Source organism: Olleya sp. ITB9, assembly GCF_001315805.1.
In the GTDB taxonomy this organism is placed as follows: domain Bacteria; phylum Bacteroidota; class Bacteroidia; order Flavobacteriales; family Flavobacteriaceae; genus Olleya; species Olleya sediminilitoris.
Genome location: NZ_BCBW01000044.1, coordinates 1 through 15,537 on the forward strand (window position 1 = coordinate 1; position 15,537 = coordinate 15,537).

Below are 15,537 nucleotides of genomic sequence, written 5' to 3' on the forward strand. Positions count from 1 at the left end.
CGATGGAAACGGAATGACGTATTCCTTTGATCCTTCCGTATCAGGCTTAGGAACACATACTATTACTTACACCTTTACAAATGCAAATGGTTGCTCTAATTCAGCAAGTGACGCTATAGAAGTATTCGCTTTACCAACAGTAACTTTTACAGCACCTTCTGATGTATGTATTGATGCAGGAATTCAATCTGGTTTAGGAAGCGGAACAGCAACAGGAGGTGTATATTCAGGATCAGGAGTTACAGACGACGGTAACGGAATGACGTATTCCTTTGATCCTGCGGTAGCAGGTGTAGGAACTCATACTATTACTTACACCTTTACAAATGCAAATGGTTGTACAAATACAGCTAGTGATGATGTGGAAGTGATTGAAGTGGATGACACAGTATCACAGGTTGGTGTTGTTTTAACAGCCAATGAATCTGGTGCAACTTACCAATGGTATGAATGCCCTAATACTTTATTGACAGGAGAGACTAATCAAAGTTATACACCTTCTGCAAATGGTGATTATAAAGTGGTGATTACTTCTGGAAGTTGTATGGTTGAATCGATTTGTGTTACAATTTCTTCATTAGATATTGAAACGTTTGAAAGTAAACCTAAATTTGCTATGTATCCAAACCCTAGTAACAATAATGTAAATATTAAATCTCCTGTTGGTGATACCTTTGAAATTGTTAATTTATTAGGTCAAACAGTAAAAGTATTTAAAGTAAATGCTAATGTAGATAAGACTATTTATATTGGAAACTTAAGTGATGGTCTATATCTTGTTAAAGTTTTAGGCGATTCAAATATATCTGCTAAAAAGCTAATTATAAGAAAGTAAGTTTTAAAAACTAGTTATAACAAAAGCGGGAATTTTTATAAAATTCCCGCTTTTACTTTTTTGAAATATACCTTTTCAATGTTTAAAAAAAGGAGTGCTAAATTTTAATTTGGCGTTCTATTTGTTGGTCTAGAGATATAAATGTCTCTGTTCTTGAAACTCCTGATATAGATTGTATATCGTTATTTAATAAATGCATTAAATGCTCGTTATCCATACACAATATTTTTATTAAAATACTCCAGTTTCCAGTGGTATAGTGGCATTCTAAAACTTCAGGTATTTTTTTTAGTTGTTTTACCGCATCTGGATTACTAATAGCTTTGTCAAGATAGATTCCCACAAATGCCATAGTCGTATAACCTAATACCTTTGGATTGATTACAAATTTAGAACCTGCTATTAGTTTAGATTTTTCTAATTTTCTAAGTCGTTGGTGTATTGCTGCTCCAGAGATACCGACTTGTCTTGCTATTTCTAAAACAGGTGTACGTGCATCTTGCATTAATGCACGAAGTATTTTTTTGTCAATACCGTCTATGGTTATGTTGTTGTTTGTAGTTTTCAATTGTAGGATTGTTGTAATTTAAAACTTAAAGTTAATCATTATGTTTTAAACTGAAACTTAAATTTGAGTAATGTCCCTAATGTTATTGTGTTAAGGATAGAAGTGGCATCCTTTTTTGTCATTAAAAACAAAAAAGATATAACGGATAGCCTGACCTAAGTAAATTGTTCAAAGCATTTTAAAAGCTTTGAACAATTTATGTGGTAACACCCAAATATTAAATATTTAAAGGGTTGTAGCCAAGGTATGGTACATGTTTTTCTTTAAATGTGATACCATATTCTTCCAATTCTTTTAGGATTGGTGTGTATACTTCTTTGGTAATTGGTATTTGTACACCTGGTGTTGTTATGGTTTTGTTTAAAATAGCTAAAGTTGCTATTGCTACTGGTAGTCCAACGGTTTTTGCCATAGCAGTATAGGTTTGGTCTTGCCCTAAGGTTACCATTGTAGAATCTATTTGATGTTTTTCTCCATTTAGTTCATATCCAAACTTATGGTACATTACGATCATGTCTTTATCTGTAGGCTTTAATGTCCAACTGTCAAGTAATATTTTTTGTAGTATTTGTGCTGGTGTGGCTTTGTCTAATGTCACCATTTTTGTTTTGCTAAATAGATCTAACTCTACAAATTTGTCCCAAATAATATCATCTTGGTCTATTTTTAGGGCATGTCTAAATTTAAGCTCTACAGAATCTGTTGGACTGTATGGTAAAAAGGCATTAACAAAGTCACGATAACTCATGTTTTTGCTGTCGTCTATAGTGTAACTATCATCAGTCATTCCAAGCGCTACAAAGACTTGCCAAGCTCTAGAAAACCCTACGCGACGCATGGTCCCTCTGTATAGGGTTTTAATACCATTTAAACCGTAAACGCTTTGATATTTAAGGGAGTCGCGATTAGCATAAGCTTCAAAACGACCGTAATTTTCTACATCTAAAAACTCGGTACGTCTAAATAACCTGTTATATGGTATGTATTTAAAGGTGCTTTCCTGTAAGAATTTTGCTGCTCCACCTTGTCCTGCTGTGACTACGTTTCTTGGGTTCCAAGTGAATTTATAATTCCATAAATTGGTGTCACTTTCTGGTGCGACTAGACCACCAGTAAAGGATTCGAATAAAATAATTTTTCCGCCTTTGTCACGAATAGAGTCAATGACTTGCATCGCACTCATATGGTCCAAACCAGGATCTACACCAATTTCGTTCATGAATACTAATCCGTTGTCTTTTGCATCTTGATCTAATGCTTGCATTTCATTACTAACATAAGATGCTGTAACCATGTTTTTTTTGAAAGTGATACAGTCTTTTGCAACTTCTATATGAAAACGAGCAGGAAGCATTGAAACAACAATGTCTGCATTTTTTACAGCTTCTTGTCTAGATTTTTGATCAAAAATATCTAGTGTTATAGCGGTAGCATTTTTATGATTTTCAATCATTGCTTTTGCATTGTCTATATTGATGTCACCTACTGTTATGTGGAGTTTTTCTGACGCGGATTTGTCTAATAAATATTGTATTAAATATGCGGTAGATTTTCCGGATCCTATGACTAAAATGTGTCTCATAATGAGTTTTGTTGAGTATATTTGGTTTACGAATTTAGAAAAATTTAATTGGGTTTTATCCCAAAAAAAATAATTATATGAATAAGCGATTATTAATTTTAGGAAGTATTTTGGGGTTTTTAAGTGTTGCTTTTGGAGCTTTTGGAGCACACGGTTTAAAAGCTTTAGTGTCTGCAGAAGCTGTAGCAACTTTTGAAACTGGAGTACGTTATCAAATGTACCATGCTATATTACTTTTAATTGTTGGTGGACTACAATTACTTAATAAACAAACTAAAAATTTAATATTTTATTTGGTTTTAATAGGTGTTGTGTTGTTCTCTGGTTCGATTTATGGATTAGCGACTAATACATTAACCGCTTTTAATTTTAAATCGATAGGCTTTGTAACACCTATTGGAGGCTTGTTTTTATTAGGGTCTTGGGTAGTATTGATAATTAACTTTTTAAAGATTAAACAGAATAATTAGTATTTGTTTGGCGTTTGTATCTTATTAATTTTAACTTTGCATCATAAACAACACAAACAAATTATGGTAGACCATACCCAATTTACGAAAACGATTTCGTTGGAACAATACGGAATCAAAAATGCCCAAGTAAAATATCAATTATCACCAGAGCATCTTCATGATATTACTTTAGAAAAAGGTCAAGGTAAAGAATCGTCATCTGGAGCTTTAGCTGTAAATACAGGCGAGTTTACAGGACGTTCTCCAATGGACCGATTTATAGTAAAAGATAGTATTACTGAAGATAAAGTGTGGTGGGGAAATATCAACATTGCTTTTGATGCTGATAAATTTCAAAAACTGTACGATAAAGTAACAAATTACTTGTCTGAAAAAGAGGTTTTTGTAAGAGATAGTTATGCTTGTGCAGACGAAAACTATAAATTAAACATACGTGTAATAAATGAGTATCCATGGAGTAACATGTTTGCTTACAACATGTTTTTAAGACCAACTAATGCTGAGTTAGAAAATTTTAATCCGGAATGGACAATAGTAAATGCGCCAGGTTTTATGGCTGATCCAGAAGTAGATGGTACACGTCAACATAACTTTGCTATTCTTGATTTTACAAGAAAAATTGCTTTAATTGGTGGAACAGGTTATACTGGAGAAATTAAAAAAGGAATCTTTTCGGCATTAAACTTTATTTTACCAGTATTTAAAAACACATTACCAATGCACTGTAGTGCCAATGTTGGTAAAGATGGTGATACTGCTATTTTCTTTGGTTTATCAGGAACAGGAAAAACAACCCTGTCTACAGATCCAGATAGAAGCTTAATTGGAGACGATGAGCATGGTTGGACTGCAGAAAACACAGTGTTTAATTTTGAAGGTGGTTGTTACGCTAAAGTAATTAACTTATCAGGTGAGCAAGAACCAGAAATTTTTGGTGCTATTAAAAAAGGAGCAATTCTTGAAAATGTTATCATGAATGATGCTGGTGAAGTAGATTTTGAAGATACTTCTATTACGCAAAATACACGTGTAAGTTACCCAATACACCATATAGAAAACATTAAAAAACCATCTATTGGAGAAAACCCTAAAAACATTTTCTTTTTAACAGCAGATGCTTTTGGTGTTTTACCTCCAATATCTAAATTAACTCCATCTCAAGCTGCTTACCATTTTATATCTGGTTATACAGCTAAAGTAGCAGGAACTGAAGCAGGTATTACTGAGCCTGTACCTAGTTTTTCTGCTTGTTTTGGTGCACCATTTATGCCTTTACATCCAACTAAATACGCTGAGATGTTAAGTAAAAAAATGAAAGATGCTAATGTTAATGTTTGGCTTATCAATACAGGTTGGACAGGAGGTTCTTACGGAGTAGGAAGCCGTATCAAGTTAAAGTACACAAGAGCTATGATTAGTGCTGTACTTAATGGTGATTTAGGATTGTATAATTATAAAGACTATCATATCCATTCTGTTTTTGGAGTGGCACAACCTCGAAGTTGTCCTGGAGTACCATCAGAATTATTAAGTCCAAGAGCAACTTGGAATAATGATAAAGCTTATTACGATACAGCTTTTAAATTGTCTAATGCATTTAGAGAAAATTTCCAACAGTTTGAATCTTTTGCAAGCGAAGAAATTAGACGTGGTGGACCACAACGTTACGCTGAGTAATAATAAATATAGTGTTAATAAAAGCGCCAATTGAAATTTTCAATTGGCGCTTTTATTTTATAATAACAAAAAGGATTTTATTTTCCTTTATTAGCTTTGTCAATGTATTTTTGAAGTGCCATAGTCATAGATGGCGTTTCAGGTGTTGGTGCAGCTATATCCACACGTAAGCCTTTAGCCTCAACAGCTTTAATAGTTGTGTTACCAAATACAGCTATTCTAGTATCGTTTTGCTTAAACTCCGGAAAGTTATGGAACAAAGACTCAATACCACTTGGACTAAAAAACACTAAAATGTCATAAGTTACATTTTCTAAATCAGATAAATCACTGATTACTGTTTTGTAAAATACAGCTTCTTTCCAGTTAATCTTTAAACCATTTAAAATTTCAGGTACTTCAGGTTTAAGTTTGTCTGTGGTTGGTAATAAAAAAGTCTCGTCTTTATACTTTTTGATTAAAGGTGATAAATCGGCAAAATTACGTTTACCAACATAGATTTTACGTTTTCTGTAAACGACATATTTTTGTAAATAAAAAGCAACTGCTTCTGACTGGCAAAAATATTTCATCGAATCTGGCACTTTAAAGCGCATTTCTTCTGCAACTCTAAAAAAGTGATCAACAGCGTTTCTGCTTGTTAAGATAATAGCAGTATAATTTTTTAAATCTACTTTTTGGTGTCTAATGTCTTTTGAGGAAACTCCTTCTACGTGGATAAAAGGTCTAAAGTCTATTTTAACTTTCTGTTTTTCGGAAAGGTCAAAATAAGGCGAATTTTCTATTTTAGGTTCTGGTTGGGAGACTAAAATTGTTTTCACTTTCATATGTTGTTTCGTTTAATTTGGACCTAATAATATGTTATAAATTGGTATATAACAGCGTAAGGTGCAATTTCAAGTGTGCAAAGATACAAAATAAAATAAAACAAGTTCTTTTTAAATAAATTAAGATTAGTTTTTATAAACTGTATAACACCTATAGTTAGTATTATAAATAAGATTGTTATTACTACTAGTAAAATAGTTGGATTTGGTAATACACTATATATTAATAGGGTGTTAATGGGTATAAGAAGTAAACCACTAAAATTACGATAAGTAAGTTTTTGAAATACATAGGTGTCAATCAAAGTGTCTATATTTAATAGCGTGGCTATTACTTTCTCAAATAAAACTTTAATTATTAAAAATAGAGCAATAAATAAACTATATTTAAAAAGGTCTATTTGCTGGATAGTATTGTAATAATTTAAAATAATATAGAGTAGTAATCCTATATTTAAGCTAAAGTTTAAAAAAAGTAAAGCTTCAAACACATCTACAAAACGTTGTTCTTTTGCATAGTGGTTAATATATCTAGAACTAAATAATAGTTTTGAAAAATCTACAAATCGTTTAGTAAAAAGTACCTTGCTTAAGGTTACTAAAAGTAGGCAACCTATTAAGGTTAACGTTAATATATCATATGTATTTACGACTCTTAGCATGTGCCAAAATTATTATTTTTAAATAGGAAAACGTCCAATAATTAAGGAATTTTTATAATTAAGTAAATTTATAAAAATGTACATTTGCCTAAATTTTAAATAGTATTGATGCAAGACGCTGTTGTAATTATACCAACATACAACGAAATTGAGAATATAGAAGCTATTATTAGAGCAGTTTTTGCACTTCCAAAGGCATTTGATGTATTGGTAGTTGATGACAATTCTCCTGATAATACAGCTCAAAAAGTAAAAGATTTACAAATAGAATTCCCTGATCGGTTATCACTTGAGGTTAGACAAAAAAAATCAGGCTTAGGGACTGCATATATCCATGGTTTTAGATGGGCTTTGAAAAAAAAGTATCAATTTATTTTTGAAATGGATGCAGATTTTTCGCACAACCCAAAGGATTTAATACATTTGTATGATGCCTGTTATTATGGTAAAGCAGATGTGGCAATTGGTTCTAGATACGTCAAAGGAGTTAATGTTGTAAACTGGCCTCTAGGACGTGTTATTTTGTCCTATGGAGCTTCAATGTATGTAAGATTTGTAACAGGTATGAAGGTTAGGGACGCTACTGCTGGATTTATATGTTATAAAAGACAGGTGTTGGAGCAGCTTGATCTAAATCAAATAAAATTTGTAGGCTATGCGTTTCAAATAGAAATGAAATTTAAAGCCAATCTTAAAAAGTTTAAAATAGTAGAAGTACCTGTGATTTTTACAGATAGAACCAAAGGAGAATCCAAACTTAGTTCTAGTATTATATCTGAAGCTATTTTTGGTGTCATTAGTATGAAATTTAAAAGTTTATTTAAATCCAATTAAAAATGCAAAATCGAAAAACACTTATAAAGAATGCCAAAATAGTTAATGAAGGCACAATTTTTAATGGAGACATTTTAATTGAAGGTGATATTATAACTAAAATAGATCAATCAATTAGCCCAAAATCGGCAGATGTTAATGTGTTTGATGCTGAAGGAAAATATGTTATTCCTGGAGCAATTGATGATCAAGTTCATTTTAGAGAACCAGGTTTAACACAAAAAGCTAATATTGAAACCGAGTCTAGAGCTGCAATAGCAGGAGGTATTACTTCATTTATAGAAATGCCTAATACAAAACCACAAACTACAACCATTGAAAAATTAAACGAGAAATTTGAAATAGCTTCAAAAAAGGCTTGGGCAAACTATTCGTTTATGTTTGGTGGAACTAATGATAATTTAGACGAGATTTTAAAAGTCAATAAAAAGGAAGTTGCTGGTTTAAAACTATTTTTAGGGTCGTCTACAGGAAACATGTTAGTAGATAATCCAGAAGTTTTAGAAAAGATTTTTAAAAGTACTGATCTATTAATTTCGGTACATTGTGAAGACGAAGCGACTATAAAAGCTAACCTTGAGATTTATAAAGAGCGTTATGGAGATGATATACCTGTGCGTTTTCATCCTATTATAAGAAGTGAAGAGGCGTGTTACATTTCGTCTTCAAAAGCTATAGAATTAGCTAAAAAAACAGGAGCTAGATTACATGTTTTTCATCTATCTACAGGAAAAGAAACAGCATTGTTTGATAATAAAACACCATTAAAAGATAAAAAAATTACAGCTGAAGTTTGTATACATCATCTTTGGTTTAATGATAAAGATTATGACGAAAAAGGGACTTTTATTAAATGGAATCCTGCGGTTAAAACCGAAAAAGATAGAGCGCAGTTATTAAAAGCTTTATTAGATGATAAAATTGATGTTATTGCTACAGATCATGCACCTCATACTTTTGAAGAAAAATCAAATGTATATACGTCAGCACCTTCTGGAGGACCTTTAGTACAACACGCATTACCTGCTTTATTAGAAATGTATCATGATGGTGATATTACAATAGAGAAAATAGTAGAAAAATTTTGTCACAATCCAGCTATTTTATTTGAAGTAGAAAAACGCGGTTTTATTAAAGAAGGTTATTTTGCAGATCTAGTGGTTGTAGATTTAAATAATCCATGGACAGTAAATAAAGATAACATTTTATATAAATGTGGTTGGTCACCTTTTGAAGGGACTACCTTTAAATCAAGAATAACACACACCTTTGTTAATGGAGGTTTAGCTTATAAAAACTTTAAATTTTATGAGACTAATTATGCTAAGCGATTAACTTTTAATAGATAGTAATGTACAAAAAACAACAGCTATTATATCTTTTAATGACACTGACGTTAGTGTCATGTTATGATGTGCAAAAACCTGAAAAGCCTGATGATTTAATCAGTGAAGATAAAATGGTAGATGTTTTGGTGGAAACTGTAATTATGTCTTCGGCTAAAGGTATAAATAAAAGAGAACTGGAAAATAAAGGGATCCTACCAGATTCATTTATATATAAAAAACATAAAATAGACAGTCTTCAATTTGTAAATAGTAATAATTATTATGCTTATGATATTGAAAATTTTAATCAGATATACACACGTGTAAAGGATAGTCTTGAAGCCTTAAGATTACACTATAAAGAGGTCCAAAAAAAGGAGGAAAAATCTAAAAAGAAATTACCAGTTAAGAATAAAAAGTTAAAAGCTAATCTAAAAAAATAATTACTGTTTGTTATCATTTTTAAAATAACCAACAGTGTCTTTTAAACTTAAATCAACAGTCTTAAATCTATAATTTAAGGCTATTTTTATTTTTGAGTTACTGTATTTACTGATAGATAAAGCGCTGTAAGCAGTTTGTTTTGATAGTTTTCTTCGTGATCCAGTAAGTTTGTGTAATAACCAATCCAAACGCCAACCAATAGCTAATATTAAAGAAGTGGCTTCTTTTTTAGGAGCAGTAACTTTAAGGTATTCTGCAGTTTTATAGATAAAATGTTTAAAACTTAGGTTTTGACTTACAAGTATAAATCGTTGGTTTACTATATCGCTTTGTAGTAGTAATAACATGCAATTTACAACATCATTAACATCCACATAACCTGTTGCTCCTGTTGTGTAATAGCGCATACCTTTATTAACCATAGTAATTAAAGAGCCACTACCATAGTTCCAAATTCCAGGTCCAATGATAACACCAGGATTTACAATTACAGCATCAAGACCCTCTTGTGTACCACGCCAAACTTCCAGTTCTGCACCATATTTGGTAATCGCATAAACACTATTGTCAAACTCTACATTCCAGTCGTTAGCTTCAGTAATCGTTTTGGTTTTTACAGCAGGTGTGCCTATTGCAGCAATTGAGCTAACATAGCACAATTTTTTAACTGTATTAGCTAAACAAAGGTTGACAATGTTAGCTGTACCTTCAATATTAGTTTTGCGTAGCAATTCAAATTTATTAGGTTCAAAAGAGACAAATGCTGCACAATGGTAAACATAGTTTATGTCCTTAAAAGCTTCGGTTAAAGCAGGAATATCATTAAGATCAGCTTTAATCCATTCTATTTTATTAAATAAAACATCAGGTGTTTTACTGTAGTAGTTAAAAATGCGCTTAACAGTTTCAAACTTTTTTTCAGTTCTGTAAATAGCACGTACAGGTTGGTTTTCATTTAAAAGTTTAAATAATAAATGTGCGCCAACTAAACCTGTTCCTCCTGTAACTAAAATCATAGGTCTAAGGTAATAAATATTAGATATTGTATGTAGTTTATAACACGATTTTTATATTTGCTTTTTCAATAATAAAACACAATAAAATGGCTAATGCATTTGTAGAAGAATTAAGATGGAGAGGGATGGTACACGATATCATGCCTGGAACCGAAGAGCAACTGGATAAAGAAATGACCACAGCCTATATTGGTTTTGACCCAACTTCAGACTCATTACACATTGGTAGTTTAGTGCCAATAATTTTATTAGTACATCTAGAAAAAGCAGGACATAAGCCTGTTGCTTTAGTTGGTGGTGCCACAGGTATGATTGGTGATCCGTCAGGTAAAAGTGACGAGCGTAACTTACTTGATGAAGCAGCACTTAACCATAATGTAGCTGGTATAAAAGCAGTATTGTCGCGATTTTTAGATTTTAACTCTACTAATACAAATGCACCAGTTTTAGTTAATAACTATGATTGGATGAAGTCGTTTTCATTTATAGATTTTGCACGTGATGTTGGTAAGCGTATTACCGTAAATTACATGATGGCAAAAGATAGTGTTAAAAAACGTTTATCTGGAGATGAAGGTAGTGTAGGGATGAGTTTTACCGAGTTTACTTACCAATTAATTCAAGGGTATGATTTTTACCATTTACATAAAGCCCTAAATTGTAAATTGCAAATGGGTGGAAGTGACCAATGGGGAAACATCACAACTGGAACAGAGTTAGTAAGACGTATGAATGTTGGTGACGACACTGCAAAAGCATATGCTATGACTTGTCCATTAATTACTAAAGCCGACGGAAGTAAGTTTGGTAAAAGTGAAGGTGGTAATGTCTGGCTAACAGCAGATAAAACTAGTGTGTATAAATTTTACCAATTTTGGTTAAATACCACAGACGAAGATGCAGAAAAGTATATCAAAATTTTCACCTTTTTAGATAAAGAAACTATTGAAGCTTTAATTGCAGAACACAAAGAAAACCCTGGTTTTAGAGCATTACAAAAACGTTTAGCTCAAGAGGTGACCACTTTTGTACACAGTAAAGACGAATTTGAAAATGCACAAAAAGCAACAGGTATATTATTTAGTAAAGATTTTAAAAATGAAATTAAACAACTAAACGAAAACTTGTTTTTGGAGGTTTTTGAAGGTGTGCCACAAGCCGAAGTGTCTAGAGATAAAATTGAAGCTGGTTTAGACATGATTGCAGCTTTATCTGCCGAAACTAACTTTTTAGCAAGTAATGGAGAAGCGCGTCGTGCTTTAAAAGAAAATTCGGTATCTGTAAATAAAGACAAAGTTAAAGACGATTATACAATAACTACCGATGATTTAATAAACAACAAGTACGTTGTTATTAATAGAGGTAAGAAAAGTACTTTTATTATTAAAGTTAATTAAAAAACTTAATACTTATAATACAAAAAAAGCCTGCTTAATTTAAGCAGGCTTTTTTTTAGTCCAATTAGTTAACCAACCAAAAACTAATTTTTCTTATTCATAATTAGTTGGTCGTTATATATGTGTTGTCCTTACAGTACCATTAAATTACAGCCTCTAATGTCGCTGTCGTCAAAACGACCAATAATTTCAAAGTCAGTGGTGTTGTAAGTTTTTCCTAAATCTTGAGTCGCTATAAAACTACAAGAGTTTATGTTGGCAAGATCAATAACGTTAATACCTCCTGTTCTAGGATGATTAAAAACAGTCAGTGCATCTTCTGGATCTCTGATTAAAATTTGCATCCATGGTGGGCAATTAAAAATACCATGACCTTTACTATAACCTTGACTTAGTAATTCAGTCATACCATATTCGCTATGTATGGCATCAACACCAAAACCAGTTTTTAAAAGTTGGTGCAGTTCTTCTCTTATCAACTCTTTGCGTTGTCCTTTCATACCTCCAGTTTCCATAACAATGGTATGTTTTAAATTAAAGGTATAAGATTCAATTAAATCTAATAAAGCAAATGTAACACCTATTAATAATACTTTTTTTTCAGCTTGATCAAGTGTAATTAACGTGTCTTTAAGTTCATTTAAATTGTGTAAATAAAAACCACTTTCGGGTTGTTTGGAGTCTTTAATTAAATGGTCAACCATGTAAACCAAAGACGACCCTTCACGTTCTAAATAATTAGGTAATAAAGCTAAAATGGTATAATCTGTAATGTCTCCATAAAAATGCTTAAAGCCTTGTTTAAAGCTTGTTTCATAAAGACTTAAATCGGTAACATGATGTTTACTAGTAATTTGTCCAGTAGTACCACTACTTGTAAATGTAGTTTGTATTGGGTTAGTAGTACTTAATATTTGACGAGATTTAAAAAATTGAATTGGTAGAAATGGAATCTCATGTAACTCATGTACATCACTTGGATTAATATACAATAAGTCACAAAACGAACGATATACAGCATTATGATTAAACTGATGTTTAAAAACCTGTAAAGCTATGTTTTTAAATTCTGTGTCGTTGGAAATATTAAAGAAGGAAGTTGTGTCCATGATAACGTGTAAAGCACAAAAGTATATAAAATAAAAAAGCGTTGCTAATAGCAACGCTTTTAAAATAATAAAACAGAACGCTTATTTAATTACTAGTTTTTTAGTAGTTGTAGCGCCTTCTTGTGTTAATTTTAAAATGTATACTCCAGATGTTAAAGAAGAAACATCTAAACGGTTTGCAGTTACAGTTGTATTAATAACTTGTTTACCTAAAACATCATAAGCAGCAACAGCTATTGGTTGGTTGTTTGATGTTTTAATATTTACAAATCCTGCTGTTGATGGATTTGGAAAAATTGAAAACTCAGTTGTTTTGAATGTGTCAGTAGATAGTGTTTCTCCAGCTTCTGTCCAAGTAACATCGTCAACTATGACTTGCTTACTAGTGATGTTTACAACTTCAATAGTTACGTCTCCAGAAATATTAATATTATCTACTGTAAATATGTGTTCTGTAAAATCATCAAAAGATTCAGAGACACCCTGAGATATACCATTGACAAATAATTCAACTTGTCTACCACCTGATCCAGTAAAACCTTTGTAAAGCTTCATTGTAACAGCTCCTACACCATTAGCTCCAGATTGAGCAGAAATAGAACTGCTTGAAGATTGTCTTCTCAGCATTATTGCTTTTCCGTCAATTCCAGAAGAGTTACTGTCTCCGTTTTCATCTCTGGATTGAACGTAATTCCATGTTACACCATTGTCTCCAACGAAAGAGCCATCAGCGTATGACGAACCTGAAAGGTCATGATTGGTAAAGCTTTCAGAACCTTGTGCGTTTGCAAAGTGTAGAGTTAGTGATAGTAAAAAAGTAAAAAAGTAAAGTTTTTTCATATTAAGTGTTGTTTATATTAGTCTCAAATCTAATTAAAAAAAAAGAGTTATCTAATGGTAGATAACTCTTTTAACAATAGCTTAATATAGCTTTTATTGGATTATTAAGCGCTTAGTAGCGATAGCACCTTCTTGATTAAGTTTTAAAATATAAACTCCTGTAGTTAGGTTAGAAACATCTAAACTATTATTTTGGATAGTTTGTGATAATACTTGTTTACCTAAAACATCAAATACTGTAACTGCAATAGTTGTGTTGTTTTTTGTGGTAATAGTAACTGATCCTGTATTAGTTGGGTTAGGGTAAATGTTAAAATTATCTACAACTTCAAATGTTTTTGTACTTAAGGTAGCATCATTCCATGTTGTAGCTATTTTTAATTCATCCATTATCATAAACGGAGTTTCTGTTGCACTATCCTGACGAATTAAAAACTGTGAAAACGTGTTAGCTGTACTTGTAGAAGCTTCAGATAAATCTGCAACAGGCTCAGCTCCTCCTGGAGTAGGGTTAACCCATGCATTTACTATGTTATTGTCAATGTCGTAATTGAAAACAATAAAATTAGTGTCTCCAACATTTAAATCTGTAGCACTAATTTGTGTTAATGCAGCACCATTACTAATTCCTATTTTATAGGTAGAAGCTCCTGTTGGAGAGATCCATAAACGTGACTCATAACTACCAGAATCTGTTCTTAAAACAGCAAAATAACCATCTGTAGCAGCAGCATCCAAAGCAGTAATATTCAACATGAAAGAAGCATAAACACTTCCACTTGTTGTAGGTGTAAAATCTACTACAGGATCTGCGCCAGAACCATCAAATGATATTGAGTTACCTGCATTTGTTAAAGAAGGGTATGTTAAGCTTGAGGCTTCAATTAATACATCATCACCAGAAAAATAATTTGTCCAAGCAGTTTGCGATCCTAAAGTTTCTGTTGCGGTGTAGTTAAAACTTTCTGTAAAAGGAAGAGATTGTACTTCGTAAACGTTAAAAGTTGTACTTGCAGTGACAGGTGTTGCTAATGGTGTATTGCTATTGTCTACTAATTCTAAGTTAATAGTGTGTTCTCCAGTTGTTAATCCGGTTAACATAATAGGATCAGTATCATACTTCATTACTACAGACCCACCATCAACAGTATATTGGATGTGGCCATCACCTGTTCCGTTAGCGACCATAAAATTTTGTACACTTAAGTCAACATTAACATCAGGTCCAGCTACATTGTCTCCGTTGTTAGGTGCAGTAACACCTAAAGTTGGAACTGCAGTAGCCTCTTGAAAGAAAGAAAAGTCGTCCCAATATACAACTGCACTTCCGTAGGTTCTAACTTCAAAATAAAAAGTATCAGCAGTAGCAGGAGCTGTTAATGTTACTGTATATTCTGTCCATGCATTTCCGTTAGCATCAAAATAAGCATTATTTGGACCTCTTAATTCATCAGCATTAGCAGTAATATTAGATGATCCAGCTTTCCAGTAACTCCAGATTCTTGCATCTGTTCCATCTCCAAAGCCAGCATCAATTTTATACCATAAAGATATAGTGTAAGATGTTCCTGCAGTTACACCAGTTACGGTTTGACTAAGTTTAGATGTTCCTCCTGTATGTTTAACAGCATAAGTACCAGTATGTACTTCAGTAGCCTCTTGTTCTACGCTTTGTATTAATTCGTAGTTTTCAGGAGTAGTAGTATCTGTCCAAGATTCAAAATCTCCATTGACTAATAGTTCTTGTCCAAAGGATAATGTTGTAATAAATAAAGTAAGCAAAAAGTAAAGTTTTTTCATAATATATTGTGTTGTTGTTAATGCGTAAATATAAACAGAAATTTTATCTACAAGTAAGGATTTAATTAGGTCTAATCTATCTTTACGTTATGATAACATCATTTTAATTATTTGACTTTCAATGTGCTAATTACTTCCTGATTAT

General features: G+C 32.0%; 15 protein-coding genes. 7 read left to right on the plus strand and 8 right to left on the minus strand.

What is annotated here, in order from left to right; genetic code table 11:
* Nucleotides 1-835, plus strand: an 835-nt coding sequence (locus ITB9_RS12690) for a T9SS type A sorting domain-containing protein (RefSeq protein WP_148638459.1), incomplete at its 5' end; no start/stop codon positions are given.
* 97 nt (nt 836-932) lie between these two features.
* On the opposite strand, the gene ITB9_RS12695 is transcribed toward ITB9_RS12690, so the two are convergent.
* Both ITB9_RS12695 and ITB9_RS12700 read right to left on the minus strand, forming a co-directional pair.
* Nucleotides 933-1,403 carry an Lrp/AsnC ligand binding domain-containing protein gene (locus tag ITB9_RS12695; RefSeq protein ID WP_054852529.1) on the minus strand — a complete coding sequence of 157 codons (471 nt, stop codon included), beginning with the start codon at nt 1,401-1,403 and terminating at the stop codon, nt 933-935.
* Nucleotides 1,404-1,620: 217 nt separating this feature from the next.
* The gene (locus ITB9_RS12700; RefSeq protein ID WP_054852530.1) at nt 1,621-2,985 is read right to left on the minus strand and encodes a saccharopine dehydrogenase family protein; all 1,365 of its coding nucleotides are present in this window, start codon (nt 2,983-2,985) and stop codon (nt 1,621-1,623) included.
* 77 nt (nt 2,986-3,062) lie between these two features.
* Here ITB9_RS12700 and ITB9_RS12705 point away from each other — a divergent pair, with 77 nt between their 5' ends.
* Together ITB9_RS12705 and pckA are read left to right on the plus strand one after the other, a co-directional pair.
* A complete protein-coding gene (locus tag ITB9_RS12705; RefSeq protein ID WP_028290622.1) occupies nt 3,063-3,455 on the plus strand; it encodes a DUF423 domain-containing protein in 393 nt (130 codons plus the stop codon).
* 63 nt (nt 3,456-3,518) lie between these two features.
* A complete protein-coding gene (gene pckA / locus ITB9_RS12710; RefSeq protein WP_054852531.1) occupies nt 3,519-5,135 on the plus strand; it encodes a phosphoenolpyruvate carboxykinase (ATP) in 1,617 nt (538 codons plus the stop codon).
* 77 nt (nt 5,136-5,212) lie between these two features.
* Here the strand turns inward: pckA and ITB9_RS12715 are convergent, their stop codons facing one another.
* Both ITB9_RS12715 and ITB9_RS12720 read right to left on the minus strand, forming a co-directional pair.
* Complete coding sequence (locus ITB9_RS12715) at nt 5,213-5,962, minus strand: uroporphyrinogen-III synthase (protein WP_028290620.1); 750 nt, start codon at nt 5,960-5,962, stop codon at nt 5,213-5,215.
* A 23-nt stretch (nt 5,963-5,985) separates the two neighbouring features.
* Complete coding sequence (locus ITB9_RS12720) at nt 5,986-6,624, minus strand: DUF4271 domain-containing protein (RefSeq protein ID WP_054852532.1); 639 nt, start codon at nt 6,622-6,624, stop codon at nt 5,986-5,988.
* A 108-nt stretch (nt 6,625-6,732) separates the two neighbouring features.
* On the opposite strand from ITB9_RS12720, the gene ITB9_RS12725 reads away from it, so the two are divergent.
* The 3 genes from ITB9_RS12725 to ITB9_RS12735 are packed head-to-tail and all read left to right on the plus strand — an operon-like array spanning nt 6,733 to nt 9,229.
* Nucleotides 6,733-7,458 carry a polyprenol monophosphomannose synthase gene (locus ITB9_RS12725; RefSeq protein WP_054852533.1) on the plus strand — a complete coding sequence of 242 codons (726 nt, stop codon included), beginning with the start codon at nt 6,733-6,735 and terminating at the stop codon, nt 7,456-7,458.
* A 2-nt stretch (nt 7,459-7,460) separates the two neighbouring features.
* Nucleotides 7,461-8,807, plus strand: a complete 1,347-nt coding sequence (locus ITB9_RS12730) for a dihydroorotase (protein WP_054852534.1) — start codon at nt 7,461-7,463, stop codon at nt 8,805-8,807.
* A 2-nt stretch (nt 8,808-8,809) separates the two neighbouring features.
* A complete protein-coding gene (locus ITB9_RS12735; RefSeq protein ID WP_054852535.1) occupies nt 8,810-9,229 on the plus strand; it encodes a DUF4296 domain-containing protein in 420 nt (139 codons plus the stop codon).
* On the opposite strand, the gene ITB9_RS12740 is transcribed toward ITB9_RS12735, so the two are convergent.
* Nucleotides 9,230-10,246, minus strand: coding sequence for an NAD-dependent epimerase/dehydratase family protein (locus ITB9_RS12740; protein ID WP_054852536.1), 1,017 nt, complete (start codon nt 10,244-10,246; stop codon nt 9,230-9,232).
* Nucleotides 10,247-10,332: 86 nt separating this feature from the next.
* Here ITB9_RS12740 and tyrS point away from each other — a divergent pair, with 86 nt between their 5' ends.
* Entirely contained in the window at nt 10,333-11,643 is a 1,311-nt protein-coding gene (tyrS, locus tag ITB9_RS12745; RefSeq protein ID WP_028607805.1) for a tyrosine--tRNA ligase, read from the plus strand.
* A gap of 131 nt (nt 11,644-11,774) precedes the next feature.
* Here the strand turns inward: tyrS and ITB9_RS12750 are convergent, their stop codons facing one another.
* The 3 genes from ITB9_RS12750 to ITB9_RS12760 form a co-directional block, all read right to left on the minus strand.
* A complete protein-coding gene (locus ITB9_RS12750; RefSeq protein WP_054852537.1) occupies nt 11,775-12,752 on the minus strand; it encodes an acyltransferase in 978 nt (325 codons plus the stop codon).
* 81 nt (nt 12,753-12,833) lie between these two features.
* Nucleotides 12,834-13,592 carry a T9SS type A sorting domain-containing protein gene (locus tag ITB9_RS12755; RefSeq protein WP_054852538.1) on the minus strand — a complete coding sequence of 253 codons (759 nt, stop codon included), beginning with the start codon at nt 13,590-13,592 and terminating at the stop codon, nt 12,834-12,836.
* Nucleotides 13,593-13,685: 93 nt separating this feature from the next.
* Nucleotides 13,686-15,392 (minus strand): T9SS type A sorting domain-containing protein, encoded by a 1,707-nt coding sequence (locus ITB9_RS12760; protein WP_054852539.1) that lies wholly within the window; start codon nt 15,390-15,392, stop codon nt 13,686-13,688.
* Nucleotides 15,393-15,537 lie beyond the last annotated feature (145 nt).